The following is a 24,891-nucleotide window of genomic DNA, read 5'->3' on the forward strand; positions in this document are numbered from 1 at the left end:
GGGGATTCCTTCCTAGAGGGGCGTACAGGTGATCGGGGAGGGGACGGGGTTGGTCGTACCTGTGGTGCTGCCCAGGAAGCCGAAGGTGGTGCTCGCGCCGGAGGCGAGCGCGCCGTGGTAGCCGGCGTCACGGTGATGGACCGTCTCATCCGTCCGACGCCCTTCATTGATGAACGTAAACATGGGAGCGCTCCCAAGCGTCGGGCGCATGCGACATATCTGTCAACCCCTCGCCTCATCAAGTTGACAGCTACTGCCTGACATTTCGGATATTTCGTGACAATGGTGTTTTAGGTTCTGCGCAGATCTCGGCATCCGTCAGTGTTGGAGTGTCGGGCATTTCGGGTATGTCATGACGATGGTTCCGTCGCGGCCCCGCTCGCATGGCCCGGCGCGCGCCGCGATCCACACTGGCCGGAAAGCGGGAGAGCGCGGCGTGCGTTGCTGTCGTAGGTTCGGACCATGTTCCCCGGGATCGACACCGTGACCGATGCCGACGTTCTGGACGCCCTCTCCCACGACGAGGCGGAGTGGGCTCGGGTCGGCAAGGCGATCGCCGCCGTGCGCCCGCGCACGACCGAGGACGTCGCGAGCGTGGTCAAGATCTGTGCGGAGCGGCGGATCCCGGTTGTCGCGCGCGGCGCCGGCACCGGGCTGTCCGGCGGGGCCAATGCCGTCGACGGTGGCGTCGTCCTCGACATGAGCAAGATGAACAAGATCCTGGAGATCGACACCGACAACATGGTCGCCGTCGTGCAGCCGGGCGTGGTGAACGACGATCTCAAGGCCGCCGTCAAGGAGCGCGGCCTGTGGTATCCGCCCGACCCGGCCAGCGCGCCCTGGTCGACCATCGGCGGGAACGTCGCCACCAACGCGGGCGGGCTGTGCTGCCTCAAGTACGGCGTGACCCGCGACTACGTACTCGGGCTCGAAGCCGTGGTCGGGGGCCCCGCCGGGGCGTACGGGACGGTGGTGAATCTTGGACGGCGCACCACCAAGGGCGTCGCCGGTTATGACTTGACGGGGCTGTTCGTCGGCTCGGAGGGAACGCTCGGTGTCGTCACCGAGGTCACGCTGCGTCTGCGGCCGGCGAGGCGTACGGAACCTCGTACTGTGGTCGGAGCTTTTTCTGATGTCGTGGCGGCCGGCGAGGCGGTGGCCGAGTGCACCCGGCGCGGCCTGCTCCCCGCCGCGCTGGAACTTTTGGACCGCGCCACGCTGCGGGCCGTCGAGGACTGGAAGCATCTCGGCGTGACCGCGGACGCCGAGGCGCTGCTGCTCGCGCAGGTCGACAGCGACGACGCGGAGGCCGCGTCGATCGCCACGGCGTTCACCGACTCGGGGGCGATCTGGGCCGAGCAGTCCACCGATCCGTTCGAGGCGGAGGCGTTGTTCGCCGCGCGCCGGCTGGCCTATCCGGCGATGGAACGCCTCGGGCCGGTACTGACCGAGGACATCTGCGTGCCCCGGTCGAAGGTGCCGGCGATGCTCGCCGAGATCAACGGGATCGCGCAACGGCACGACTTGCAGATCGCGACCATCGCGCACGCCGGCGACGGCAACCTGCATCCGTTGATCATCACGCCGGCCGGCGACGACGAGTTACGCGTGGCGGCGCAGGCCGCCTTCGAGGAGATTCTGTCCGCGGCGATCGCCGCGGGCGGCACGGTGACCGGCGAGCACGGCGTCGGATTACTCAAACGCGGCGGCATGAACAGGGAATTGTCGCCCTCGGTACTGGCTATGCAACAGGCGGTCAAGGAATGTCTTGACCCATTTAACATTTTCAATCCCGGAAAAGTCGTCGGCAACCCATCGGAATGATTCCGATACCGTCCGTCGAGCATTAGGGCGGTGTTTTCCCGTGCTGTGTATCATCTGGCGGGATCAGGGGTGCCGACGGCGCCATGGAGGAGCGGGTACATGAAGGTTTGCGTTGTCGGGACGGGCTACGTCGGCCTGACCACCGGGGTCAGCCTCGCCTTTCTCGGACACGAGGTGACGTGCATCGACCTGGATCAGAGCAAGGTCGACATGCTTCGGGCGGGGCATACCCCGATCTACGAGCCGGGCATGGACGAGCTGCTCGCCGAGGCGGCGCCGAACCTTCATTTCACCACCAGCTACACCGAGGGCGTGCCGGGCGCTGACGTGGTCTTCGTGGCCGTGCAGACGCCGTCGTCGTCGGACGGCAGCCCGGACCTGCGTTATCTGCGGGCGGCCGCGGAGAGCGTCGCGCAGAATCTCGCGCACACGTTCACCGTGGTGGTGAACAAGTCGACCGTCCCGATCGGCAGCGGCAACTGGGTCGACGCGATTCTGCGTGAGTCGTTCGCGCAGCGCGAGGACCGCCCGGAGAACACGGAATTCGCGGTCGCGTCCAATCCGGAGTTCCTGCGCGAGGGCAACGCGATCCACGACACCCTGTTCCCGGACCGCATCGTCATCGGCTCGGACAACCCGCGCAGCCTCGAGGTGCTGAACCAGCTGTACCGGCCGATCATCAATCAGACCTTCACCGCCCCGAGCTTCTCGCCGCGGCCGGAGGACATCGGCGCGGTGCCGCTGGTCTCCACCGACCTCGCGAGCGCCGAGCTGATCAAGTATGCGGCGAACGCCTTCCTGGCCCTGAAGATCAGCTATGCCAACGAGATCGGGCAGCTGGCCGGCAAGGTCGGCGCGGACATCACCGAGGTGGCCCGCGGGATCGGCCTGGACCAGCGAATCGGTTCGCGGTTCCTGCAGGCGGGCGTGGGCTGGGGCGGTTCCTGCTTCGGCAAGGACACGGCCGCTCTGATCACGACGGCCGCCGAGTACAACTACGAGATGCCGATCGTCCGGGCCGCCCGTGACGTGAACACGCGGCAGCGCGCGATCGCGGTGGAGCGCCTGCAGGACGAGCTGCGCATCCTCAAGGGCCGCAAGATCGGCCTGCTCGGCATCGCGTTCAAGCCGAACACCGACGACCTGCGCGACTCGCCGTCGCTGGACATCGCCAACCTGCTGATCGCGCGCGGTGCCCGGGTCCGCCTGCACGACCCGATCGCGGCCAACCGGTTCCGGGCGGAGCAGCCGGAGCTCGCGCCGTTCGTCAGCGACACTCTCGACGGTGTCTTCGAGGACGCCGACGCCGTGGTGCTGGTGACCGAGTGGGCGCAGTACCTCGAACTGGACTGGAGCAAGTTCGTCGGTCTCATGCGCACGCCGATCCTGCTGGACGGCCGGCACGTGCTCGACAACGACCGGATGAACCGCCTCGGCTACCGCTACCTCTCCATGGCCGGGTAACCACAGCAGACGCTCCATCAACCGAACAGGCCACCCCGCCTCGGGTATCCAGCGATATCCGGCGCGGGGTGGCCTCTTTGCGACTAGGGTCACATCAGGGGTCTGACCAGCGCGATTTCCTTAACCGGTTAAGGTCCAGGTGAGACCGCTGCCGGATCGTTACCTCTCGATCAACCGGAAATCATTGCGCAACGACTCGGTTACCTCTTGACTGTGACCCAAGTAGCGCTTCGGACGGCGGCGTCGCAAGACGCCGGAGGCGCGATTGACATAGGGAGCGGTATGTTCGGTCAACCTACGAGCCGGCGGTGGAAAGCCGCGCTCGCCGGCACGGTGAGTGCCGGTTTGCTGTTCGGCGTGGCCGCGTGCGGCGGCGATGACGACTCGGGTGGTGGCGCCTCGACGGACGCGTCGGCGTCCGCCATCGACTGCGCGCCGTACACCAAGTTCGGCGACCTCAAGGGCAAGACGGTCTCGGTCTACACCAGCATCGTGACCCCTGAGGACACTCCGCAGATCAAGTCCTACAAGCCTTTCGAGGACTGCACCGGCGTCACGGTCAAGTACGAGGGCGACAAGGCCTTCGAGACGCAGATCCTGGTGCGCGCCCGGGCCGGCAACCCGCCGGACATCGGCTTCGTGCCCCAGCCCGGCCTGGTCAAGCAGCTGGTCGCGACCGGTAAGGCCGTGCCCGCGCCGCCGGAGGTCGCGGCCAACGCCGAGAAATACTGGGACCCGGCCTGGAAGGCCTACACCACGATCGACGGCAAGTTCTACGGCGCGCCGCTGGGTGCGAACGTGAAGTCGCTGGTCTGGTATTCGCCCGCCGAGTTCAAGGACAGCAACTACCAGGTTCCCACCACGCTGGACGAGCTCAAGGCCCTCAGCGACAAGATGGTCGCGGACGGCAAGAAGCCGTGGTGCGCCGGCATCGCCAGTGGTGACGCGACCGGCTGGCCGGTCACCGACTGGGTGGAAGACTTCATGCTCCGGCTGTACGGCCCGGACACGTACGACAAGTGGGTCAACCACTCGATCCCGTTCAACGGTCCCGAGTCGACGGCCTCGTTCGACGCCGTCGGGTCGTACCTGAAGAATGACAAGTACGTCAACGGTGGTCTCGGCGACGTCAAGAGCATCGCCTCCACCGCGTTCCAGGACGGCGGTCTGCCCATCCTGGAGGGCACGTGCTCGCTGCACCGCCAGGCCAGCTTCTACGCGGCGAACTTCCCCAAGGGCACCAAGATCGCCGAGGATGGCGACATCTTCGCGTTCTACCTGCCCAGCAAGGACGCCAGCTCGAAGCCGGTCCTCGGCGCCGGTGAGTTCACGATCGCGTTCGCGGACCGCCCGGAGGTCAAGGCGTTCCAGACGTACCTGTCCAGCCCCGAGTGGGCCAACATCAAGGCGAAGGTGTCGTCCGGCTGGGTCAGCGCGAACAAGGGCCTGGACCCGAACAACCTGGTGAACCCGATCGACAAGCTCGCCGCGGGCATCCTGCTCGACCCGAAGGCGCAGTTCCGCTTCGACGGCTCCGACCAGATGCCGGCGGCCGTGGGTTCGGACGCGTTCTGGAAGCAGGCGACCAGCTGGATCACCGGTCAGGACACCAAGACCACGGTGGACAACATCGAAAAGGCGTGGCCGAAGTAATCCGCACCTAGCTCCATCGGGGCCGGTCGGGACGCTCAGTCCCGGCCGGCCTCAGCCTCTCTCCTCTTCAGCGCACAAGGAGGTTCGGGTCGCGTGTTCAACACCGCCTCCACCACCCCTGAGAAACTGCTTCAGATGTTCGCGGCGTTGCTGCTCTTCGCCGCGGTCATGGGTGTCATCCTCTTCGTCGCCAGCCGGCTGGGTGGCAGGCGCGGCGACAAGTGGGTCGGCTACCTGTATCTGCTGCCCGTCGTGCTGATGCTCTCGGTCGGCCTCGTCTACCCGGGTCTGCGGACCATCTACGAGTCGTTCTTCGACGCCGCCGGCAAGGCGTTCATCGGGTTCGACAACTACAAGACCATCTTCACCGACAAGGACCAGCTCACGGTCCTGCGCAACACCGTGTTCTGGGTCGTCTTCACGCCGTTCGTGGCCACCGCGATCGGGCTGCTCTACGCGATCCTCGTGGACCGGTCACGGTTCGAGTCGTTCGCCAAGGCCTTGATCTTCCTGCCGATGTCGATCTCGTTCGTCGCGGCGTCGGTGATCTGGAAGTTCATGTACGAGTACCGGCCGGATCAGGGCCGGGTGAAACAGATCGGCCTGGTCAACCAGATCATCGTCTGGCTCGGCGGTAAGCCCCAGCAGCTGCTGATCGACTCACCACTGAACACGTTCCTGCTGATCATCGTGCTGATCTGGATCCAGGCCGGCTTCGCGATGACGATCCTGTCCGCCGCGATCAAGGCGATCCCGGACGACATCGTGGAGGCCGCGCGCCTCGACGGGGTCGGCCCCTGGACGATGTTCCGCAACATCACGGTGCCCAGCGTCCGGCCGACCATCGTGGTCGTGCTCACCACGATCGGTATCGGCACCCTCAAGGTCTTCGACATCGTCCGCACGATGACCGGTGGTCAGTTCAACACCAGCGTCGTGGCGAACGAGTTCTACAGCCAGACGTTCCGGGCGGACAACCAGGGGCTGGGTGCCGCGCTCGCGGTGCTGCTGTTCGTCCTGGTCATCCCGATCGTTGTCTACAATGTCCGCCAGCTGCGTCAATCGGAGGCACGATGACCACCGCCGTTCCTCTGCCGACAGCCACCGCCGAAGCGGCCGCCGCCAAGGTCAAGGCCGCCGAGGTCGCCAAGAAGAAACTCAGTTCCCCGTGGGCGTCGTTCGCGGTGATCGTCATCGCGCTGCTGTGGACGATCCCGACGTTCGGCCTGCTGGTCTCGTCGTTCCGGCCGGAGCGGCAGATCAAGACGACCGGCTGGTGGACGTTCTTCAGCGACCCGACGCTGACGCTGGACAACTACCGGTCGGTGTTCGGCGCCGAGGGCGGCGTCAACATGGCCGACTTCTTCGTGAACTCGCTGGTGATCTGCATCCCGGCGGTGCTGATCCCGTTGTCGCTGGCGGCGCTCGCCGCGTACGCGTTCGCCTGGATCGATTTTCCCGCCAAGAACGTGTTGTTCCTGGTGATCTTCGCGCTGCAGATCGTGCCCATCCAGGTCACGCTGCTGCCGCTGCTGAAGCTGTTCGTGTCGTGGGACCTCAGCGGCACGTTCTGGACACTGTGGCTGGCGCACTCCACGTTCGCCTTGCCGCTGGCCATCTATCTCCTGCACAACTTCATGCGGGAGATCCCGTCTGGCCTGATCGAGGCGGCGCGGGTGGACGGCGCGGGACACGTGTCGATCTTCTTCCACGTGATGCTGCCGCTGCTGACCCCCGCGCTGGCGGCGTTCGGCATCTTCCAGTTCCTGTGGGTGTGGAACGACCTGCTCGTCGCGCTGGTGTTCGCGGGCGGCGGCAACGAGGTCGCCCCGACCACGCTGGCCCTGGCCAACCTCAGCGGTACGCGCGGTACGGCGTGGCATCTGCTCTCGGCCGGAGCGTTCGTCTCGATCATCGTCCCGGTCACGGTGTTCCTGCTGCTGCAGCGGTACTTCGTGCGCGGCCTGCTCGCGGGCAGCGTCAAGGGTTGATCCGGTGGGGGGCCGGCTGGCCCCCCACCGTCTCGTCCACCGCGTCCGCTGCATCCAGCATGATCGCTATCTTGGCAGAGCGCGTCTTCTGTTCGCCTTCTTTTCCCCGCGCGCGCCAATATCGCCGTGCCGTCACCCGATCGGCTGACAAGACGGGGGCGGTGTGCGCACGCTGCGGCTATAACGGTCTGGTGTCCGATGCGGTCAGCCCGCCCCACCGCGTTGTCTCCAACCTGCCGTCGCGCGACACGGGTTTCGTCGGCCGCCAGGCGGAGCTGACGCGCGTCCGGACGGCCCTGCGCGCCTCCGGGCGTACGGTCATCGCCGGCCCCTCCGGCATCGGCCGCACGTCCCTCTCTCTCGAGTACGCCCATCGCTCGGCCGACGAGTACGACGGCATCTGGTGGCTGACGGCTTCGCGCGCGGAGCTCGTCGGCGGGCAGTTGGCGCAGGCGGCGTACGCGGCCGGCCTGGCCGACCCGGATGTCACCGACCCGGCGGCGCTGGAGGCATTGGCGAACGCGATCGCGGGTGGGGCCCGCTGGCTGCTGATCCTGGACGATGTGGTCGCGGAGCCGTGGCTTCCACCGGGCGCCCACGTGATCCTCACGGTGGCCGCGCTGGGAACGCTGGAAACCCGGGCTGAGCGGGAGACCGAAGTCGCATCCGTGCTGCCGCGCCGGCCGGAGACCCCGATGGCACCCGGACTGCCGCACCCGCCGGAGACCTCGGCGGCGCCTGGGCCGCCGCACCAGCCGGAGACGGACGCATCCTCCGACGACGCGGTGGCGCCTCGCTGGTTTGACAGTGCGCTGGATTTCGGGGAATCACCGCTCGGCCCTCTGCGCCCCGAGGACACCGCCAGCCTGTTACGCCAACGCGTGCCCGGTCCGCCGCCCGAGCTCGCCGAGCTGGGCGACATGCCGTTCGCGGTCAGTCAAGCGGCCGCCCTGCTGTCTCTGGGCGACGTCCCCGACACCGCGCTCACCTCCCCCACCACCGGGACCGGCATCGCGATCGACCGCCTGGACCGCGACCACCCCGCCGCCGCCCAGCTGCTCTGCTTGTGTGCCGTGCTGGCCTCCTCCCCCGTGCCGGTCGACCTCTTCACCCGCTCGCTGAACCTGCTGCCCGGCCCCCTCGGCGGCGTCAGCCCGCAGGACTTCTACAGCCTGATCGACACGCTGACCTCGTACGGGCTGGTGGCGACCGGCGTCGACGGCCTGCGCACGCACCCGCTGGTCCAGGAGGCGGTGCGCGTCCGGCTGGGTGCCGCCGAGGACATCTGCCGTTCGTACGCCGGGAGCCTCGTCACCGCAGCCCTCCCGCCGGACTCCGATGATCCGTCGTCGTGGTCACGCTGGGTGGCGCTGGCCCCGCACGTGCTGGCGACCGGGAGCCGCCCCGCCGCGTACCGCCTGGTCCTCTGTCTTCTCCGCCGCGCCTCCCCGCACGCCGCCCGCACGATGGCCGCCGACCTGCACGCGTCGTGGCTGGCCGCGCTGGGCCTTGACCATCCGGACACGCGGCGCATGGCGGTCGCCTTGGCGCGCGCCCACCAGGCCTTGGGCGAGCCGCAGGCGGCCCTGATCCTGACCGCCCCGGCCGAGTTGGACGCGTCGCGGAGGCCGGCCGCCCTCGACGACGCGCTGGCCCTTTCCGCCCGCCAGGAGCGACTGCGCCGCCTCGACACGCACGCTTCCGCGGTGACCGCGCTGGGCGATGCCGTACGCGGGCACGACCTGCACCGTGCCGCGCTGGCCGGATGCCTGGACGTGCTGGGATCGGACCATCCGGACACGTTGCGGGCCGGGCGGGGGCTGGCCCGATGCCGCTACCAGCTGGGCTCGCACGGCGCGGCCGGTGACCTACTCTCCGACATCGTGGACAGGTCACGCCGTGTGCTCGGCCCGGACCACCCGGACACGCTCAGTGCCGCCTCCGACCTGGCGGTCACGCTGACCGCGTCCGGCGTGCACACCGAGGCGCTGGCCCTGTGCTCGGACACGTTGACCAGGCGCCGCCGGGTGCTGGGCTCGGCGCACCCGCACACCCTGGCGTCCTGGCACAGCCTGGCGACCATCCGGTACGCCATGGGTTCGCGCACCGAGGCCCGCCGGCTCTACCAGGATGTCCTGTCGCGGCGCACCGACCTGCTCGGCCCGGACAACCCGGACACGCTGCGGACTGCCCACTCACTGTCGATCGCCCTGCTCGCGGGCGGCGCCGTGCTGCCCGCCCGCCTGCTGCTCGACGACACCTTGGACCGCCTGACCCACACGCTCGGCACCGCGCACCCGCTGACCGCCGACGTGCGCGAGACGCGCGAGCGAGCGCTCGTCCGGATGGGTGGCATGCCCCGGCGCCCGCGGCGACCCGCCCCGCGCCGGGGCCGCCGCTGACGTCCGCCTACGTCCGTATCTCGTTGAAAGGCGTGCAGATATAGAGGCTGATCTGGAACTCGAGCGGCTGCGGGTGGGAGTTGGTGATCGCCACGCTGACCTTGCCCTCGCTCGGACAGACGTCGTGGACGGTGAACCGGGCCGCCCCTTGATGCGGCTCGCCGTTCTGGAACTCGCAGACGCTCGCCAGCACGAAGGACGCGCCGGACACCCGATCGTCCTTGATGACCTCGGTGAAGGTGCCCGTCCTGGGTCCGCGCACCCAGGAGTCCATCGCCGTCTGGAACCCGCTTCTGATGTCGCTCGCCATCGCGCGCCCACCCCATCCCGTCACTCGGCTTTGCTGTCAGGGCCAGGTTGCCGCGCGGTTCGCCTTGGTCACCATGCGCGGCGCTGTCGGCAATCCGATCGTGCGGCTTCACCCCGATGAGGACCGCACGATCGTCCCGGACGTGCCACGCTGATCATGTGAGCGCGCTGTGCCTGACCAGGGGATGCACGACCGGCTGGCGGGATTGGACGCACGGCGAGTTGTGGCTGCTGCCGGACGCCCTGGTGCGGCGGCGGCTCGGCTTCGCCGCCACGCAGGCCAACCGCTACGGTCCGACCGTCGGCGATCCGCTGCCCTCGGGCGACCCGGCCACCTTCCAGCCGGACGAGATCCGCGCGGCGCACCGGACCAACAAGTTCCTGCCGTTCGGGGCGATCGCGAAGGCGCAACTGTTCCGCGGCTTCACGGCACACGGGCTGGCCCTCACCACCACCGACGGACAACGGCACAAGTTGCTGTGGCTCACGGCCGACCCGGCGTACGGGATCCTGACCGAAAGCCTCCCCGCCCTGCTGGGCGAACGCCTGGTGTTCTAGGCGAGGCGAGTAAGTCCTGAGCCGAGTCAGTGGCCGTGGGCGAGTCAGCGATCCGATCGCCGTCCGTCCGCCAGCCCCCGCCACCCCTCTCGCATATCCGACATTTCCCGAGATTTATTGGATCGGCCGGGCTCCTGGACAGGCGGGCTCGGCGCGCGGCCGCGCGGCGCTTCCATTGCGTGAGACGGGCGACCGCCTGCTGAGACCCGCGCCCGCATCATGGAACCACCGTCCGCGATGTGGGACCGACGTCCATTGTAGATAAAACATTTGTCACATTATGAGGCTTTCGTCCGGCAGATTTTTCCGGCCGAATGTGAACCTTGGAGAGTTATGGCTCGCATGTGGGCGCAACTCTCCAAGGTTCACAAAAATCCATGATGTGACCGCGGTGTCCCACATAGCGGGACCGCCCGGCCGTGAACGGATCGCCACAGCTGGCACCACCGCGCCACCGCGCGCAGGTCACTCACCGCCTCCCACCACGGTTAGGACTTACTCGTCTGGGTGCGTGGGCCGCCCGCGGTGGCCGTCCGGCTCGTCGCCGCCCGCCGCACGCTGTCCGGGGCGTATTGCGGTACCGGGAGGCCAAGTCGTCGGGGCGCGGTCGCTCCCACCAGTTCATGATGTGGGCGAAGCGTCCATTGTAGGTCGCCGTGAATCCCAGAGTGTGGTCGCGTCCCGCCATAGTGTGGGATCAACGACGGGGCACGGCTGCCGGTGGGACGCCATGTGACTGCGCTGAGTCTGACCTCGAGCGGCGACCCGGAGCAGACGCGACGCAACATGGCCGCGCCTACAGCTGCGGGACAGTCCAGCAGGCGTCGGCCGCAAGCGCCAACGCCAACGTGACCATCCCGGCACCGCCCGAGCGGGATGCGCTCGAAACCACCGTGCCTGCCGGTGCGATCACCGCACCCCAGCGGTATCCACCCCCGACGTGACCATCCTCCACAGTCGCGTGCGTGTGCGGTTGCAACTGGACGTGACCATCCTCCACAGTCGCGTGCGTGTGCGGTTGCAACTGATGGTTGTGGATCTGCTCACAGTTTGATCAAGTGCTGTCAATCTGTCGTACGTTGCCCGGCAAGGCGCCGACCGGCGCAGTGAAACAAAGGAGAACCATGCGATTGGTCCGCATCACGTCGGTGCTGGCCGTGGCGGGTGTTGCTGTCTGGGCCGCACTGCCCGGTGGCGTCGCCGCCGCGCAGACCCCCGAACCCGCCGCGGCGACGACCGCCACCGCGGCCGCCTCGCAGGCGCGTGCCGTCACCCTGATCACCGGGGACACCGTGCGCGTCAGCAGCGTCAACGGGCAGACCGCCGTGGACGTTCAGCCGGCCAAGGGGCGCGAGAAAGTCCCGTTCGTCACCTCCAGCGCGGGCGGCAACGTGCGGGTGATCCCCGCCGACGCCGCCGGGCTGCTGGCGAGTGGGCGCCTCGACGCGCGGCTGTTCGACGTGTCCACGCTGCTGAGCTTCGGATACGACGACACCCGCCGTACGCTTCCGCTGCTCATCCAGGGCACCGTCCAGCCCAGCGGGGCTCGGCTGACGCGGCAGCTGGACGGCGTGGTGGCGTACGAGCAAGATCGTGGGAAGCCCGCCGAGCTGTGGCAGAGCCTCACGAGCGTGGGGCAGCTGCGGTCCGGCGTCACCAAGGTCTGGCTGGACGGGCTGCGCGAGCCGACGCTGGATGTGAGCGTGCCGCTGATCGGTGCGCCCGCGGCGTGGCAGGCGGGGCTGACCGGCACCGGCGTGAAGGTCGCGGTGATCGACAGCGGGGTGGACCTGCAGCATCCGGACCTGGCGGGACAGGTCGACGCGGCCGAGGACTTCACCGGCTCCGGGGATCTCACCGACTACGTGGGGCACGGCACGCATGTCGCGTCGACGATCGTGGGCACGGGCGCCGCGTCGGACGGCAAGTACAAAGGTGTGGCGCCGGGGGCGAAGCTGCTCAGCGCCAAGGTGTGCGAGGTGGAGGGCTGCCCGGAGTCGTCGATCCTGGCGGGCATGCAGTGGGCCGCCGAGCAGGGCGCGACCGTCGCCAACATGAGCCTGGGCGGCGACGACACCCCGGACGTCGACCCGATCGAGGCCGCGGTGCACGACCTGACCGCGCGGTACGGGATGCTCTTCGTGATCGCGGCCGGCAACAGCGGGCTGGCCGGTGACGTCACCATCAACTCGCCGGGTAGTGCCGAGGACGCACTCACCGTGGGCGCGGTGACCAAGACGAAGGAGCTCGCGGACTTCTCCAGCCGGGGGCCGCGCACCGCCGACGCCACCGTCAAGCCGGACATCACCGCGCCGGGCGTGGCGATCGTGGCGGCCCGCTCCTCGGCGAGCGATCTCGCACCGATCGACGGCAACGAGGCGTACACGCAATTGGACGGCACCTCGATGGCCACGCCGCACGTGGCCGGTGCCGCCGCGCTGCTGGCGCAGGAACATCCGCAATGGCGGGCCACGCAGCTCAAGGCCACGCTGACCGCGGCGGCCGCGCCGGACGACAACCTCGGCCCGTACGAGCAGGGCGCCGGCCTCGTCGACGTCGCGCGCGCGATCGACCAGAAGGTCACCGCCGACCCGGTCAGCCTCGGGATCGAGCGCGGGACGACAAGTCAAAATCGCACCATTACGTACGCCAACAGCAGCGCGACGCCCGTGACCCTGAACCTGGCGTTGCGCACGAACGCGCCGGACGGACTGTTCAAGCTGAGCGCCCCGACGGTGACGGTACCGGCCGGCGGAAACGCGACGGTGACCGTGACGGCGGGGCCGGGGGCGGCCCTGCCGGACGAGCCGTACGGCGGGGAGGTCACCGCGTCCGCGGGCACGGTGCGTGTCGAGACGCCGATCGCCCTGGACATCGCGCGACACACGCTCACCGTGTCCACACCGGGCGTGACCGGCGACAACCCACGGTGGGTCACGATGCTGACGGACCTCGACCGGCAGACGATCAGCGCGATCGCGCACACCGGGGACAGCACCCAGGTGCGGTTGCGGGCGGGCCGGTACGTGGCACAGTCGTACCTGTTCACCGGCTCGGAGGAGGACCCGGCGATCACCTCGCTGGCCGACCCGGCGGTGACGCTCGACGCTGATCGCACGGTCACGATGGACGCGCGCGCCGCCAAACCGGTGGCGATCACGGTGCCGGACCGGACGGCGGTGCCCGCGTACAACGAGGCCGGCTGGACGATTCGGACTCAGGCGCCGCAGATCTGGGGCGCCAACGACCCGTACGACGTCCTGATGAATGTGAATTTCGCCCGTCTGCGGACCGGTCCCGCGAGCGGCAGCAAGAAAGCGACGGGCTTCGTCTCGTACGTATCGGGGTCGTGGGCGCAGTCGGTGGTGAACAGTCCGGCGGTGTATCGGGTCTACTTCTACGAGCGTGACCGGATGATGGCCGGTAAGACCAAAGCTTTACGCGCCGGCGATTTCGCCACGGTGCGGTCGCGGGTCGGGTCGGACGTTCCGGGCGTACCGGTGAATCGGCTCGCGGTGGCACGGGCACCGGGCAATTCGGCGGTCTATCGGAGCACGGACGGGCGGCAGAGTCCGCTCAGTTTCAACTACGACGTGCCGCGGAGCATCGTCGAGTATTACAACCGGGACCAGCAGACCGAGTGGCTCATCTCGAGCAGCCAGCCCGGGTACACGCATTACGAGTCGGATTGGACGTCCTGGCAGCCTGGACGGGCGTACGACGAGAAATGGGCGAGCGGGGTCGAGGGGCCGGTGTTCCCGGAGCCGGAGTTCGACCAGCAGTACGCGACCCGCTATTTCGGCGACACGATCGGCGGGCCCGGACCGTTGCACGGGGACGGCAGCGGACACGAGGGCTTCCGTTTCCTGAACGGCGGCAACGTCGATGTGCGGCTCTATCGGAACGGCACCGAGGTCGGCCGCTCGGCGTGGGCACCGGACGCCTTCCAGGTCCCGGCCGAGTCCGGCGACTACCGCCTTCACGCGAGGTTCCAGAGCGATCCGGCGTTCACGCGTTCGACGCTGGTCGATGCGGAATGGACGTTCAAGTCGGCGCACGTGGCCGACGGAAAACTGGTGCACCTGCCGATGACTGCGGTGCGTTTCTCGCCGGACCTCGACATCAACAACACGGCGCCGGGCGGCCGGCCGTACGCGCTGCCGATCTCGCTGGACCGGCAGGTCGGCGCGGCACCCGCCAAGACGAAGAGCCTGAGTGTCGAGGCGTCCTTCGACGACGGCAAGACGTGGCGGCACCTGGTCGTCATCCGCACCGGCGAGAAGGCGGTGGCGCTGGTGTGGAACCCGAGGGGTAAGGGTTTCGTGTCCTTGCGGGCGTCCGCGGCCGACACCGCGGGTAACACGGTGCGGCAGACGGTCATCCGCGCCTACCGCTACCAGTAGCAGATCGTCCCCGGGCCGCGTTGGCCCGCTGATCTCGGCGGGTCATCGCGCGATCTCGGCCCGGGGCCGCTCGGCGCGCAGGGCCGCTCGGCGCGCAGGGCCGCTCGGCGCGCCGGGCCGCAGCGTGACGCCCGGGTCGCGCTGCTACGCGGCGCCCGATCCGGTCTGGCCAACCGGTGTCGGCGACCGTACGGAGCACCGCGCGGACGACGATGTGCAAGCCGAAGAAGGCGCTCGCCCGAGCGACGAATCCACCCCGGCCGCGGGGAGACCATGATGTGGGACGTTGGTTCGCTTGGTGGGACGGGCGGCCGCATCGTGGTCAATAGGTCCGCGATGTGGGACTCGCGTCCATTGTAGAGTTACCTTCATCCTCTCTCGCGGCTTTTGCTCCCACGCTTTCGCCGACGTTCCGTGGACCTTGGAGAGTTATGGCTCGTATGTGGGCGTAAGTCTCCAAGGTCGCGACAAAGTCCACGATGTGGTCGGGATCGCCACATGATGGGACCCGCATACCGTCGTGCCGATCGATGTCGTCCTGCCGCCCACGTGGCATAGGGGCGCGGCGTGACAAAGAGGCACGACCGCCCCAGTCGACCAGGCTCGTGGGCCACTGCTGTGACAAGGCCTCCGGCCACTGCGGACATTTGAGACTCAGCGACTATCTCGGTGGCCGGCGGCGGCGACGGCGCCGGGGGCGGCGGGCGGCGGGGGCGGCTCGCACGAGGCTGCGACCCGCAGCTCATTCCGTTCCGGCTCAGCCCGGCACCGGGACGACTACGACGGGTCCACCCCGAGACGTCCCTGGTTGTCAGCTCACCCGCTTGCGGCGGACCACGAGCAGCAGCACGACGCCGAGCACGAGCACCACGCCGCCGACCAGCGCGACCAGAGCCACCGGCGACCCGGTGATCGGAAGCCCGGCCCCACTGCCGCCGGCGGTGTCGGTGTCCGCATCCGTGCCGGTGCCGCCGCCCCCGCCGGAGAAGACAATCTTCGCGGTGTTGTTCGCCTTGTTGCTCTCCGTCGAGCCGACACAGCACGACACGGCGTAGACGGTGCCGTTCGTACCGGGCGTGGACTTGATTTTCAGCTTCACCGACAGCGAGACCTTGCCGGATCCGGACGCCACCGCCGGGAACCGGCCGTCGACGGTGCAGCGCAGCTTCGCCGACTCGGCGCGCCGCACGTGGTCGGTGCCGTCGGTCCAGCACCCCTTGGCGGGCAGCAGGACCGTGCCGCTCGGGGCCGTGATCAGCACGTTCGGGCCGCCGCCGTCGGACGGGCCCTGGTTGACGACGTCGTACGTCAGGGTCACGGTCTGTCCGGCCGTGCCGCTGACCGGTGCGGCGGTGGCCCGCACGTCCAGCGTGTTCGCCTTGGTCCAGACCTGGAAGGCGGCGGTGCTCTTCAGATCATCGGTGACGGCGACCCGCTGGGCCCGTGCCGTCGTCGCCGGTTGCAGCCGGGCCAGCGCCTCGGCGAACGTGGGGCCCGGCTGTTTCGCGAGCGTTTGCGGGGCTGCCGACGTGCCCGTACCCGGCTGGATCGAAAACGCCCCGGAAAGCGAGTCCGGCCCCGGCAGATTACGGCCGAACTGCACGTTGAACGCCGACTCCCCGGTCTTCTCGTTGAAGAACAGCAGCCCGGCGCCGGGGTTGAGCTCCGGCAACGGGCAGGTCACCCGGTCCGGCCCGTAGACAAACTCCCCGCCGGTGTCGTGGGGGAAGTCGTCCACGTAGGTGCAGTCCGTATACCTCTCGGCGACCGCACCGAAGCCGCGCAGGTCGAGCGTCATCGTCGCGCCGGTGGCCGCGGTGTCGCCCTGGTTGAAGACGAGACCGTGGAACGGCTTCGTGTCGCCGGGCCCGACCGGAGTCGCCGACGTGTTGATATCCTCCGCCCCGACGACCAGCTCGGCACCCGACGCGGCCGTCGTAACCGAAAGCGAAGCGGTGTCGTTCGCCGGCGTCGCGTCCTCCTCGGCACCGTCGACGCTCGCCGCGACCGTGCCCGCCGGACCGACCGCGTCGCCGTTGCGCTCAAGCGCCAGCGCCGGCACGTCCACCACCCCGGCCGCGGCGATCCCGCCGAGCGCGCAGGTCACCTTCTCGTCCTTGAGCGTGCACCGCGAGTCCGACGTGGAGGCGACCACCGCGTCCGAGAGCTTGCGCAGGTCAAGGGTCAGTGTCACCGCCGAGGCAGCCACCGCACCGCCGTTGGACACGTGCGCGCTGACCGTCGCACCGTCGGCACCCACCTCGACGGCCGAGGGCGCGAACGACACCGCCAGGTCCGGCAGGGGGACCGCGGCGTAGGCAACGGTCGGTGTGCCGATCAGCGCTGCCGCCGCCAGCACGGCGAGCCCGGCTCCGATGCGGTTCATCGCTCCTCCCGGCAACGGTGTTGAGGCGACACTATAGCGAAGTCAGAAGCACGTCACGCGCCGCCGAGGGATTGACCTCCTTGAGCGCGAGCCAGGCCGCCCCCGCCGCCGGGTCACGCGCGATCAACGGCTCGACACCCCGCGCGCGCCGCCGCCACACGCGAGCAAACCCCAACCCAACACCAGTTCCCGGTACGCCGGAAGCCCGTCCACACCTGCAAAAAGATGCGTCACCGCGGCGTCCACGATCGACACCGCGTAACGGCCGTGCGCGCCCCCCGAGTGGAGCATCGGCACTGTCTACCTTGGCTGCGCGCTGGTAAGGCACGAGAAGAGCCGTTCGGGTGATCCGTCGGGCCAGGCAAGCACCTATGGAAGAGAAGTACTGGACGCAGGGCTCCGAGCCCGGCTGGACCGACCAGTGGCGGGACTGGGCCGCAGCTGAACCCTTGTCGCCCCGCCGCGGCCGTCAACGCGGCGGGGCCGGCACGGCGGATCTATTCCGCGGACGTGTTGCCGACCAGGGCCTGCCACGTGATGACGCCGACGATGCCGTCGACCTTCACCACCGAGACCTTGGCGCCGATCGACTGCTGGAAGGCACGCACCGCGGCGTCGGTCGCGGGACCGAATTCGCCGTCGACCTTCGGACCCTTCGGGTCGCGGAAATCGAGCTCCTCCTGGACCCCGCGTACGGCGTCACCCTCGTCGCCCTGCCGGACCTGAATGACCAGGGCGGGCCAGGTGGCGGGGCCGACGATGCCGTCGACGGAAAGGCTCCGGGTCGTCTGGAAATCGCGGACCGCTTGTTGCGTCTGCGGTCCGAACTCGCCGTCCACGTCGACCGTGAAGCCTTGTGCGTTCAGGAGGTCCTGCACGGTCTTGACCGGGTGGTTCTTGTCCCCCTGGCGAACCTCGGGGAATGGGTTCAGGTTCAGCGTCGTAGCCATCGGAAATCCTTTCGCGTTGTCGCCTTGCACGCCGATCTTCGCTCCGCGAAAAGGCGCCGGACGAGCCTTAGTCGCCCACCGGAAAACGTGACGGCGGCCTCCTTCAGAAGGCGAAGTCCGCAATCGATTCGCCAAGCAATTTCCGGTAGACCGGCGGTCAGCCGCCCTTCGAACAGCTCGGCGGCGGCGCGGTGGCGTCATCCTCCGCCGGTAGCAATATGGGGAAATTGGAGCAGACGGTGTAGAGCACCGCCCGGTGCGGCTGCCACGGTATCTTGACTCTGGTAGCCGGTCGCATTCCAGGAGGTGTGTATGACTGCCGAGATGGTCGCGCCGGCCTGGATGCATCAGCAGGTCACGGCCGAGGAGTACGCGGCATGGACTGACGAGCAGTGTGCGGGCATCGAGATCGTGGATGGGATGGTTCTCGTGCGTCCGAGTGCGTCCAAGCGGCATAACCGCCTGGCCCGGATGCTGGCGAATGCCCTGGATGTGGCCGCGGGGCCGGACTGGAACGCGGACACCGGCTTCGATGTCCGGCTCCAAGATGTGCCGCTGAACAACCGCCGCCCGGACGTGACGGTTTATCGCGCGGAGACCATCGACATCTCTCCGACCAGGCCCGAGCATGTGCTTCTCGTGGTCGAGGTGGTCTCGCCCGGGTCGGAGACGACTGACCGGATCGTCAAGGCGGATCAGTACGCGAGGGCCGGCATTCAGTTCTACTGGCGTGTCGAGCAGGCCGCCACCGGCGCACCGCTCGTCTACACGTACATTCTTGACCCGGCGGCCGGCCGCTACCGGGACAGCGAGATCTTCACCGGTGTCGTCAAGCTGGCCATGCCCTTCCCCGTCGAGGTCGACCTCGGGCAGCTCTGATCGCCGTCCGCCGCCTCACCACGCCCAGGCCTCGGGTGACGGCCCGCCCTTGCCGATCGGCGGGAAGATCTCCTCGAGGGCCGCCAGGTCCACCTTGGTGGTCAACGCACGCAGCGGCAGCTCCAGCTGATCCGCCGACCGCGGGCCCAGCACCGGCGCGGTCACCTCCGGACGCGACAGCAGCCACGCGATCGCCACCGTGGTCGGTTCCTCGCCCAGCTCGACGCACAGGTCCTCGAAACGCGCGATCGCGGCCCGATGTGGCTCCACCCGGTCGGGAGCGTGCAGCACGCTGCGGCCCGGAGAACCGTCTCGCATTTTCCGCAACGCCCCGGACAACGCTCCGAAATGCAGCGGCGAATAGGGCAGGATGCCGATTCCCAGCGCGGCCGCGGCGGGCAGCACCTCCAATTCGGCATGCCGTGTCAGCAGGTTGTAGCGGACCTGCTCGCTCACGATCCCCAGATAGTGACGGCGCTCGGCGGCCGACTGCGCGCGGGCGAGATGCCAGCCGGCGAAGTTCGACGTACCGGCGTACCGGATCTTGCCCTGGAAGGAAAGGGTTTCGAAGGCCTGCCAGATCTCCTCCCACGGGGTGCGCCGGTCGATGTGGTGCATCTGGAACAGGTCGATCCAGTCGGTGCCCAGGCGACGCAACGACGCCTCGCACGACGCGATGATGTGCCGCGCGGAAAGGCCGCCGTCGTTCGGCCACGCGGACATCGGCACGAACACTTTGGTGGCGACGACCATCTTGTCGCGCGCGCCCGACTTCGCCAGCCAGGCGCCCAGGAATTGCTCCGCTAAACCGTCGCCGTCCGTCCGCCCGTACATGTTGGCCGTGTCGATGAAGTTGATGCCGGCGTCCAGGGCCGCGTCGAGGATGGCGTGGCTGTCCGGCTCGTCGAGCTGCCAGCCGAAATTCATGGTGCCGACGCACAGACGGCTCACGCTCAATCCGGTACGCCCGAGGGAGGTGTATTCCATGCCCGCACGGTAGGCGGGGACGCGCCCGATCCCGAGCCGTTCGATCGTGCTCGAATGGTGGCATGGTGATTCGGTTCGAGTTCGGGGCGGCGGACCTGGCCGGGCTGCGGTTCGCGCACTCGCCCATGGCCGAGATGGTGGCCAGCCTGTTCGCCCGCCGATCAACCTCGTTCCGGTACGCGTCGTGGCGCCGCGGCGTGTCCCTCGACGACCTCCCGGTGCTGCGTGCGGTGGTGGACGGCCCGCTCGGCTACGCCCCGGACTTCCTCACGCCGGTGCCCCGGGTCCCCCGCCCGGCGCTGTCCGACGAGCTGCGCGCGATCGCCGCCACCGACCCGGGCACGGCCGTCGAGCAGGTGCTGGCCGGTTGGCGAGGACACACCGCACCGCCGGAGATGACCTGGTTCGCCACCCAGCCCCGCAAGGCACTCGCCGCGTTGTCCGTCGAGCTCCGCCGCTACTTCGACCACGCCCTGGCGCCGCTCTGGCCGCGTCTGCGCACCCTGGCCGACACGGAGATCGCCGCGCGGTCCCGGGCCGCCGCCGAGCGTGGCCCCCGGGTGATGGTCGACGGCCTGCACCCACGGCTGGCGTGGGACGGCTCGGCTTTACTCATCAAATATCCGGAAAAGTCGGGTGAGTGGCCGAGCGTCGGCGACCTCACGCTGCTCCCCACCGCCTTCGCCGGCGATCACGTCTTCGCGATGCGAGACGCGCTCTGGTACGCCCCGCGAGGCCACGGAGCGGTCTGGGGCCACGAACCACCCCGGACCGACCCCCTGGCCGCCCTGATCGGACCCACCCGCGCCCGGGTGCTGGCCCTGCTCGCCCGGCCGCAGAGCACCGGCGAGGTGGCCGCCGCGATGCGCCTCGCCCCGGCCACCGCTTCGCACCATCTGACCACGCTGCGCGACGCCGGGCTGGTGGCGCCCACTCGCGACGGTCGGCGCCTGCTGTATCACCGGACAGCTCTGGGTGACCAGCTCGGTGCGGCGGCTCCACAATGACAGGCATGGACGTGCTCGTCGTGGTGGAGGACCCGGCCGGCTATCGCGCGGCGATCGAGGCGTGGCGGCGTACGGCAAGCGTGGTTGAGGAATTTGCGCCGTGGGTCGCGGTGTGCCGGCTGGACGGTGCCGCCCCCGACGTGCCCGGCGTGCGCTGGTACACCGGGGCGGTACCGCAGGACGTGCTGTTACGCCTCGAACCGCCGGCCCGCGTGTTCATCGCCGCCTGGCGGGACCGGCAGCGTCCCGACGCGCCGCCGGGCGGCCCGACGTGGGCCGAACGCGGCTACGTCGAGCCCTAACGTTCCGCCAGCGCACCCGCCGCCATCTCCATCAGCTCCTCGATCGCGGCCTCCGGGACGGCCGGCGGCCGCGGGATCGGCGTGGGATTCTCGCAGCGGTCCAGCAGCAGCTCCACCAGCGCGGCCATGTTCACGATCTCGTCGGCCGAGATCGAGCCCGGCAGGATGCGGATCTCCACCGTGTCCCGGATCGGCTGCTCGGCGAACAACTGGGTCAGGTTGACGTCGAAGAACTTCGTCAGGCCGCCCTCCTTGGCCGCCGCCCGCAACGTCTCGAAGCTCGGCACCCCGGCGACCGCGGCCACCAGCGGCTCCGGCAGCGGCGCCAGGCGGCGGCACTCCGGGTTGGTGCGCAGCAAGGCCCGCAACGGCTCCCGCCAGTACGCGAACAGGCGTACCACATTGGCCAGAGCCGCCGCCTCACGGAACGGCGCGCCGTCCACGTGCAGATGGACGGCGGCCTCCAAGGGAACCGTGAAACCCAGTTCCCGGGCCGGTTCGAGCAGCTCGGACAGCGCCGCGTGGTGATCGGCGGGCAACGGCGGGGTGACGATCTCGCAGGGCCGGTCGCGTTCCCCGCCCAGCGGCGCGGCCAGCGCGATCGTCGCCCCGGACGGGTCGTCCAGCCGGTAGATGTCGCCGTGCTGCTGCACCTTGACGCCCCACAGCTTGCCCGCACCGGCCAGCGAGCCGCCGAGCTTGCCGCCCGGATCGCTGTGCCGGGCCAGCAACGCCAGCAGCCGCGAGTCGTCGCTGAGGATGCGGAACTCGCCGTTGGCGGGCGCCGCGCGCGGGTCGAGCCCGGCCAGCAACGTCACGTCGTCGACCAGCGTGCACAGCGGTTCGAGATTCTTGCGCCGCACCTCGAACCCGCGGGTCAGGTGCAGGAACCGGCCCAGCCCGGGAACCAGGGACGGCTCGCTGTCGTGATGCCACACCGGCCGGTACCGGCCGCCGGCCCGCGCGGCCAGCTCGGTCGCGAGGGTCCGGCGGTTGCGGCCGGCCGGGGCCATCAACTCGATCTCGAAGCCGATGCGCCGGCGCAGTGTCGGTGTCGTCATGGCGCGATCGGCAGTTTCTGGCCCGCGAGCAGCCGCTTGCCGCCCTCCACCTTCGCCTCGTACGGGCCGGGGGTGTGCCACAGCCCGGCCAGCTTGTTCGCGTCGGACGCGGTGTAGCCGGCGTCGAAGAACGCCTTCACCCGCTTCTCCTCCAGCGTCGGCGGCTGGTCGGCCGGCGACGTCGCGGACCCCGGCTTGATCGGCAGGGTCTGACCGGCGAGCAGCCGCTTGCCGCCCTCGATCTTGGCGTCGTCCGGCGACTGCAGCTTCCACAGCTTGGCCAGCTCGGTCGCGTCGTCGTAGTCGTAGCCGGCCGAGGCGAACGCGTCGAGCTTCGGATCGCCGGTCTGCACCGACGGCGGCACCGGAAGCTCCTCGCCCTGGAGCAGCATCCGCCCGGCCTTGACCTTGACGTCGCCGATGTCACCGGACATGTGCCAAAGCTGGGCGAGCTGCCGGGCGCTGTTGAGGTCGTAGCCGGCCGACAGATAAGTCTGCGTCGCCTGCTCAATCTCGGCGGCGCTGAGCGAGGGGGTGGGCGACGGCGACGCGGGTGCCGTCGCCGCGGGCTGGTGGTTGACGGCGGGTGCGCTGTGCAGCGCGTTGGGCACGGTGACGATGCCGGCGATCAGACCGGCCCCGACGACGAGCCCGCCCGCGGCTGCGGCACCGCGACGCCGCCACTTGTAGGTCCGGGACAGCTCCTGCACCCGCGCATAGACCGCGGCCGGGTCCGGGGCCAGGCTCTCATGGGCTTGGAACGCCTCACGCAGCTGCTCTTCGGGCGTGCTCACGACTTCTCCTTGGCTAATTCCCGCGGCTGCAGCTCCGACGACAGCCGGAGGGTCTTGAGAGCCTTCGAAGCCTGGCTACGCACCGTCGCGGCGGTGCAGCCCAGCAGGTCACCGATCGCGTCGTCGTCGAGCTGCTCGTAGTAGCGCAGCACCAGCACCGCCCGCTGCTTGCGCCCGAGCGACGCCAGCCGGGACCACAGCTCGTCCGCTTCGACGATGCTCTGCGCGTGGTCGCGCACGCTCACGCGCGCGTCGCCGAGGTCCACCAGCCGCTCCCCCACCGCGTGAATGTTGCGCACCGCCCACGTCCGCCGCCACGACAAGTACTCATTTAAGATCATTCGCCGCACGTACGCCTCGGGTGAGTCGGCGCCGCTGATCCGGCGCCATCGCACCTGGGCCCGCGCCAGCACCTCCTGGACGACGTCCTGCGCAAGCTCGCGGTCGCCGGTGAGGACGACCGCGTACCGGAGCAGGCTCGGGAGGCGGGCCACCGCGAATTGCTCGAAGGTCACGGAGCTATGACGCATGCGGGGACCGCTTTGTGTAATGGCCGCCAGAACATTTTCGAGGAGTCATCAGTCCGCCAGGTTACGCCGCCGGTGACCACATCAGAGTGATCGTGCGGTTACCCTGCGGCGGCGGCGAGGATCGTCGCGCAGGCCGCCGAAGCCGCGACGCACATCAATGTCACAGGCAGTTGCCACGGCACCACCGCGTCGGTGAACCGCACCAGCACCGCCAGCCCCAGCACCGCGACCAGCGTGACGGCGAAAACCATCGCGGAGACGTGCGCGAGAATCTCCCGCCCCTTGCCCGTACGCCTCAGCCCACCGGCCGGAACCCGCAGCGACTCGGCGTACGCGTCCGCGACACTCACGAGACTGGCCGCGTCGACGATGTCCCGCTCGGCCGCGCTCAGCCGCCCCAGTTCCGCTCTCGCGCGTTCGTGCCCAGGATCAAGACCCAGAGCTTTCCCGTACGCCTCCCGCGCCGCACCCGGCCGCGCCGCCGCGAACAGCGCAGCCCCGTACGCGACGTGCAGGTCAGCGTCATAGAACGCGATCTCCGCCCCGGCCTCGAGCACCCGCCCGGCCTCGGCGACCCGCCCCGCCGCGAGCAGCGCCCGCCCGTGCCGTTCGAGCAGCCGCGGATGCCCCGGCTCCGCCGCACAGGCCTGCTCGGCAGCGGTGATCGCCAGCTCGTGCCGCCCGTTGGCCGAATAGGCGGCACTGACCCAGAACAGCGTCTCGACATCCCCCGGCTCCAGCCGCAGCGCCACCCGTGCCGCTTCAAGCGCCTCGCCCGAGCGGCCGAGCGCGAGGTGAGCGCGCGTCAGCAGCAGCCAGGCCCCGAGGTTGCGGGGGTCGCGCCCGACGACGGGCGCCAGCAGCGTGGCCGCGTGGCCGGCGCGCCCACGCGCGAGCAGCTCACCAGCGTGATCGAGGATATCGGTCTGCACGCCCCACCATTCGACCCCGCCCCGAGCAACTTGCACCCCACCCCGGGTGCGTCCTGGTTGCGCCGCCACCGCAGCCGAGAGAGAGCGCCTCAGTCCAGGTCAGCCACTCGAATCCCGCGCACCGCCCCGGCCACGCGAGGCCGCCACGCCCCCGCAACCGCCCCAAACGCAGCCGCATCCCCAACTCCGACCCCTCGTGCCACCAGCGTGATCACCCCACCCACCATCACCCCTGCAACCAACCGCATCACCACCAGGCCGACCACCACCACCAGGCCGACCGCCACCACCACGAGGCCGACCACCACCACCAGGCCCACCACCACCACGCCGACCGCCACCGCAACGGCACCCCCACGCCGCCACGCAGGTGTGGCATGAGGGACGACGTGCAAGCCCGCAACCGCCCCTAAACGCCGAGCCGGCCCGCACCCCCCTCTAACTCCCACCCTCTCGCCA

21 protein-coding genes are annotated in these 24,891 nt (G+C 69.4%); 11 read left to right on the top strand and 10 right to left on the bottom strand.

The features are described 5' to 3' along the window. Positions 1–12 precede the first annotated feature (12 nt). Positions 13–183, bottom strand: a complete 171-nt coding sequence (locus HH310_RS31350; RefSeq protein WP_169179308.1) for a hypothetical protein — start codon at positions 181–183, stop codon at positions 13–15. 279 nt (positions 184–462) lie between these two features. On the opposite strand from HH310_RS31350, the gene HH310_RS31355 reads away from it, so the two are divergent. The 6 genes from HH310_RS31355 to HH310_RS45575 all read left to right on the top strand — a co-directional run bounded on the left by HH310_RS31355 (position 463) and on the right by HH310_RS45575 (position 9,334). Beyond that, complete coding sequence (locus tag HH310_RS31355; protein WP_169179324.1) at positions 463–1,824, top strand: FAD-binding oxidoreductase; 1,362 nt, start codon at positions 463–465, stop codon at positions 1,822–1,824. 99 nt (positions 1,825–1,923) lie between these two features. Further along, complete coding sequence (locus tag HH310_RS31360; protein ID WP_169179325.1) at positions 1,924–3,288, top strand: UDP-glucose/GDP-mannose dehydrogenase family protein; 1,365 nt, start codon at positions 1,924–1,926, stop codon at positions 3,286–3,288. 282 nt (positions 3,289–3,570) lie between these two features. Next, positions 3,571–4,941 carry an ABC transporter substrate-binding protein gene (locus tag HH310_RS31365; RefSeq protein ID WP_169179326.1) on the top strand — a complete coding sequence of 457 codons (1,371 nt, stop codon included), beginning with the start codon at positions 3,571–3,573 and terminating at the stop codon, positions 4,939–4,941. A gap of 135 nt (positions 4,942–5,076) precedes the next feature. Next, positions 5,077–6,018: a carbohydrate ABC transporter permease gene (locus tag HH310_RS31370; protein ID WP_169179409.1), complete on the top strand. Its 942-nt coding sequence runs from the start codon at positions 5,077–5,079 to the stop codon at positions 6,016–6,018. Then, positions 6,015–6,932, top strand: a complete 918-nt coding sequence (locus HH310_RS31375; protein ID WP_169179327.1) for a carbohydrate ABC transporter permease — start codon at positions 6,015–6,017, stop codon at positions 6,930–6,932. The genes HH310_RS31370 and HH310_RS31375 overlap by 4 nt, the downstream gene beginning before the upstream one ends. Before the next feature lie 191 nt (positions 6,933–7,123). Further along, complete coding sequence (locus HH310_RS45575) at positions 7,124–9,334, top strand: tetratricopeptide repeat protein (protein WP_169179328.1); 2,211 nt, start codon at positions 7,124–7,126, stop codon at positions 9,332–9,334. A gap of 7 nt (positions 9,335–9,341) precedes the next feature. Here HH310_RS45575 and HH310_RS31385 read toward each other — a convergent pair whose 3' ends face one another. Next, the gene (locus tag HH310_RS31385; RefSeq protein WP_169179329.1) at positions 9,342–9,644 is read right to left on the bottom strand and encodes a hypothetical protein; all 303 of its coding nucleotides are present in this window, start codon (positions 9,642–9,644) and stop codon (positions 9,342–9,344) included. A gap of 158 nt (positions 9,645–9,802) precedes the next feature. Here HH310_RS31385 and HH310_RS31390 point away from each other — a divergent pair, with 158 nt between their 5' ends. Together HH310_RS31390 and HH310_RS31395 are read left to right on the top strand one after the other, a co-directional pair. Continuing rightward, on the top strand, positions 9,803–10,201 hold the full coding sequence (locus HH310_RS31390) for a hypothetical protein (protein WP_169179330.1): 399 nt from the start codon (positions 9,803–9,805) through the stop codon (positions 10,199–10,201). A 1,124-nt stretch (positions 10,202–11,325) separates the two neighbouring features. Further along, entirely contained in the window at positions 11,326–14,604 is a 3,279-nt protein-coding gene (locus HH310_RS31395; protein WP_169179331.1) for a S8 family serine peptidase, read from the top strand. A gap of 811 nt (positions 14,605–15,415) precedes the next feature. On the opposite strand, the gene HH310_RS31400 is transcribed toward HH310_RS31395, so the two are convergent. Together HH310_RS31400 and HH310_RS31405 are read right to left on the bottom strand one after the other, a co-directional pair. After that, positions 15,416–16,990 carry a peptidase gene (locus tag HH310_RS31400; protein ID WP_169179332.1) on the bottom strand — a complete coding sequence of 525 codons (1,575 nt, stop codon included), beginning with the start codon at positions 16,988–16,990 and terminating at the stop codon, positions 15,416–15,418. A 497-nt stretch (positions 16,991–17,487) separates the two neighbouring features. Continuing rightward, a complete protein-coding gene (locus HH310_RS31405; protein WP_169179333.1) occupies positions 17,488–17,940 on the bottom strand; it encodes a peptidoglycan-binding protein in 453 nt (150 codons plus the stop codon). A 312-nt stretch (positions 17,941–18,252) separates the two neighbouring features. Between HH310_RS31405 and HH310_RS31410 the strand changes: the two genes are divergently transcribed. Then, positions 18,253–18,819, top strand: coding sequence for a Uma2 family endonuclease (locus tag HH310_RS31410; protein WP_169179334.1), 567 nt, complete (start codon positions 18,253–18,255; stop codon positions 18,817–18,819). A gap of 15 nt (positions 18,820–18,834) precedes the next feature. On the opposite strand, the gene HH310_RS31415 is transcribed toward HH310_RS31410, so the two are convergent. Continuing rightward, complete coding sequence (locus HH310_RS31415; protein WP_169179335.1) at positions 18,835–19,806, bottom strand: aldo/keto reductase; 972 nt, start codon at positions 19,804–19,806, stop codon at positions 18,835–18,837. A gap of 62 nt (positions 19,807–19,868) precedes the next feature. On the opposite strand from HH310_RS31415, the gene HH310_RS31420 reads away from it, so the two are divergent. Together HH310_RS31420 and HH310_RS31425 are read left to right on the top strand one after the other, a co-directional pair. Beyond that, positions 19,869–20,813, top strand: coding sequence for a winged helix-turn-helix domain-containing protein (locus tag HH310_RS31420; protein WP_169179336.1), 945 nt, complete (start codon positions 19,869–19,871; stop codon positions 20,811–20,813). 5 nt (positions 20,814–20,818) lie between these two features. Then, complete coding sequence (locus tag HH310_RS31425; protein WP_169179337.1) at positions 20,819–21,115, top strand: hypothetical protein; 297 nt, start codon at positions 20,819–20,821, stop codon at positions 21,113–21,115. On the opposite strand, the gene HH310_RS31430 is transcribed toward HH310_RS31425, so the two are convergent. The 5 genes from HH310_RS31430 to HH310_RS31450 all read right to left on the bottom strand — a co-directional run bounded on the left by HH310_RS31430 (position 21,112) and on the right by HH310_RS31450 (position 24,773). Beyond that, positions 21,112–22,176 carry an amidoligase family protein gene (locus HH310_RS31430; RefSeq protein WP_169179338.1) on the bottom strand — a complete coding sequence of 355 codons (1,065 nt, stop codon included), beginning with the start codon at positions 22,174–22,176 and terminating at the stop codon, positions 21,112–21,114. The two genes, HH310_RS31425 and HH310_RS31430, sit on opposite strands and share 4 nt — an antisense overlap. Beyond that, a complete protein-coding gene (locus HH310_RS31435) occupies positions 22,173–22,970 on the bottom strand; it encodes a hypothetical protein (RefSeq protein WP_169179339.1) in 798 nt (265 codons plus the stop codon). The genes HH310_RS31430 and HH310_RS31435 overlap by 4 nt, the downstream gene beginning before the upstream one ends. After that, positions 22,967–23,485 carry a SigE family RNA polymerase sigma factor gene (locus HH310_RS31440; protein WP_169179340.1) on the bottom strand — a complete coding sequence of 173 codons (519 nt, stop codon included), beginning with the start codon at positions 23,483–23,485 and terminating at the stop codon, positions 22,967–22,969. Before HH310_RS31440 ends, HH310_RS31435 begins: the two co-directional genes overlap by 4 nt. 113 nt (positions 23,486–23,598) lie before the next feature. Continuing rightward, positions 23,599–24,432, bottom strand: coding sequence for a tetratricopeptide repeat protein (locus HH310_RS31445; RefSeq protein WP_169179341.1), 834 nt, complete (start codon positions 24,430–24,432; stop codon positions 23,599–23,601). Between the two features lie 89 nt (positions 24,433–24,521). After that, the gene (locus HH310_RS31450) at positions 24,522–24,773 is read right to left on the bottom strand and encodes a hypothetical protein (protein ID WP_169179309.1); all 252 of its coding nucleotides are present in this window, start codon (positions 24,771–24,773) and stop codon (positions 24,522–24,524) included. Positions 24,774–24,891: the final 118 nt, after the last annotated feature.

This window comes from Actinoplanes sp. TBRC 11911 (assembly GCF_012933445.1).
Classification (GTDB): domain Bacteria; phylum Actinomycetota; class Actinomycetes; order Mycobacteriales; family Micromonosporaceae; genus Actinoplanes.

Bases quoted from the DNA above. Each gene is read 5' to 3' on its own strand.
- HH310_RS31400 (WP_169179332.1), bottom strand. From the start codon at position 16,990: ATGAACCGCATCGGAGCCGGGCTCGCCGTGCTGGCGGCGGCAGCGCTG.
- HH310_RS31430 (WP_169179338.1), bottom strand. From the start codon at position 22,176: ATGACGACACCGACACTGCGCCGGCGCATCGGCTTCGAGATCGAGTTG.
- HH310_RS31415 (WP_169179335.1), bottom strand. From the start codon at position 19,806: ATGGAATACACCTCCCTCGGGCGTACCGGATTGAGCGTGAGCCGTCTG.
- HH310_RS31365 (WP_169179326.1), top strand. From the start codon at position 3,571: ATGTTCGGTCAACCTACGAGCCGGCGGTGGAAAGCCGCGCTCGCCGGC.
- HH310_RS31425 (WP_169179337.1), top strand. From the start codon at position 20,819: ATGGACGTGCTCGTCGTGGTGGAGGACCCGGCCGGCTATCGCGCGGCG.
- HH310_RS31350 (WP_169179308.1), bottom strand. From the start codon at position 183: ATGTTTACGTTCATCAATGAAGGGCGTCGGACGGATGAGACGGTCCAT.
- HH310_RS31410 (WP_169179334.1), top strand. From the start codon at position 18,253: ATGACTGCCGAGATGGTCGCGCCGGCCTGGATGCATCAGCAGGTCACG.
- HH310_RS31355 (WP_169179324.1), top strand. From the start codon at position 463: ATGTTCCCCGGGATCGACACCGTGACCGATGCCGACGTTCTGGACGCC.
- HH310_RS31395 (WP_169179331.1), top strand. From the start codon at position 11,326: ATGCGATTGGTCCGCATCACGTCGGTGCTGGCCGTGGCGGGTGTTGCT.
- HH310_RS31360 (WP_169179325.1), top strand. From the start codon at position 1,924: ATGAAGGTTTGCGTTGTCGGGACGGGCTACGTCGGCCTGACCACCGGG.
- HH310_RS31420 (WP_169179336.1), top strand. From the start codon at position 19,869: ATGGTGATTCGGTTCGAGTTCGGGGCGGCGGACCTGGCCGGGCTGCGG.
- HH310_RS31370 (WP_169179409.1), top strand. From the start codon at position 5,077: ATGTTCGCGGCGTTGCTGCTCTTCGCCGCGGTCATGGGTGTCATCCTC.
- HH310_RS31405 (WP_169179333.1), bottom strand. From the start codon at position 17,940: ATGGCTACGACGCTGAACCTGAACCCATTCCCCGAGGTTCGCCAGGGG.
- HH310_RS31385 (WP_169179329.1), bottom strand. From the start codon at position 9,644: ATGGCGAGCGACATCAGAAGCGGGTTCCAGACGGCGATGGACTCCTGG.
- HH310_RS31375 (WP_169179327.1), top strand. From the start codon at position 6,015: ATGACCACCGCCGTTCCTCTGCCGACAGCCACCGCCGAAGCGGCCGCC.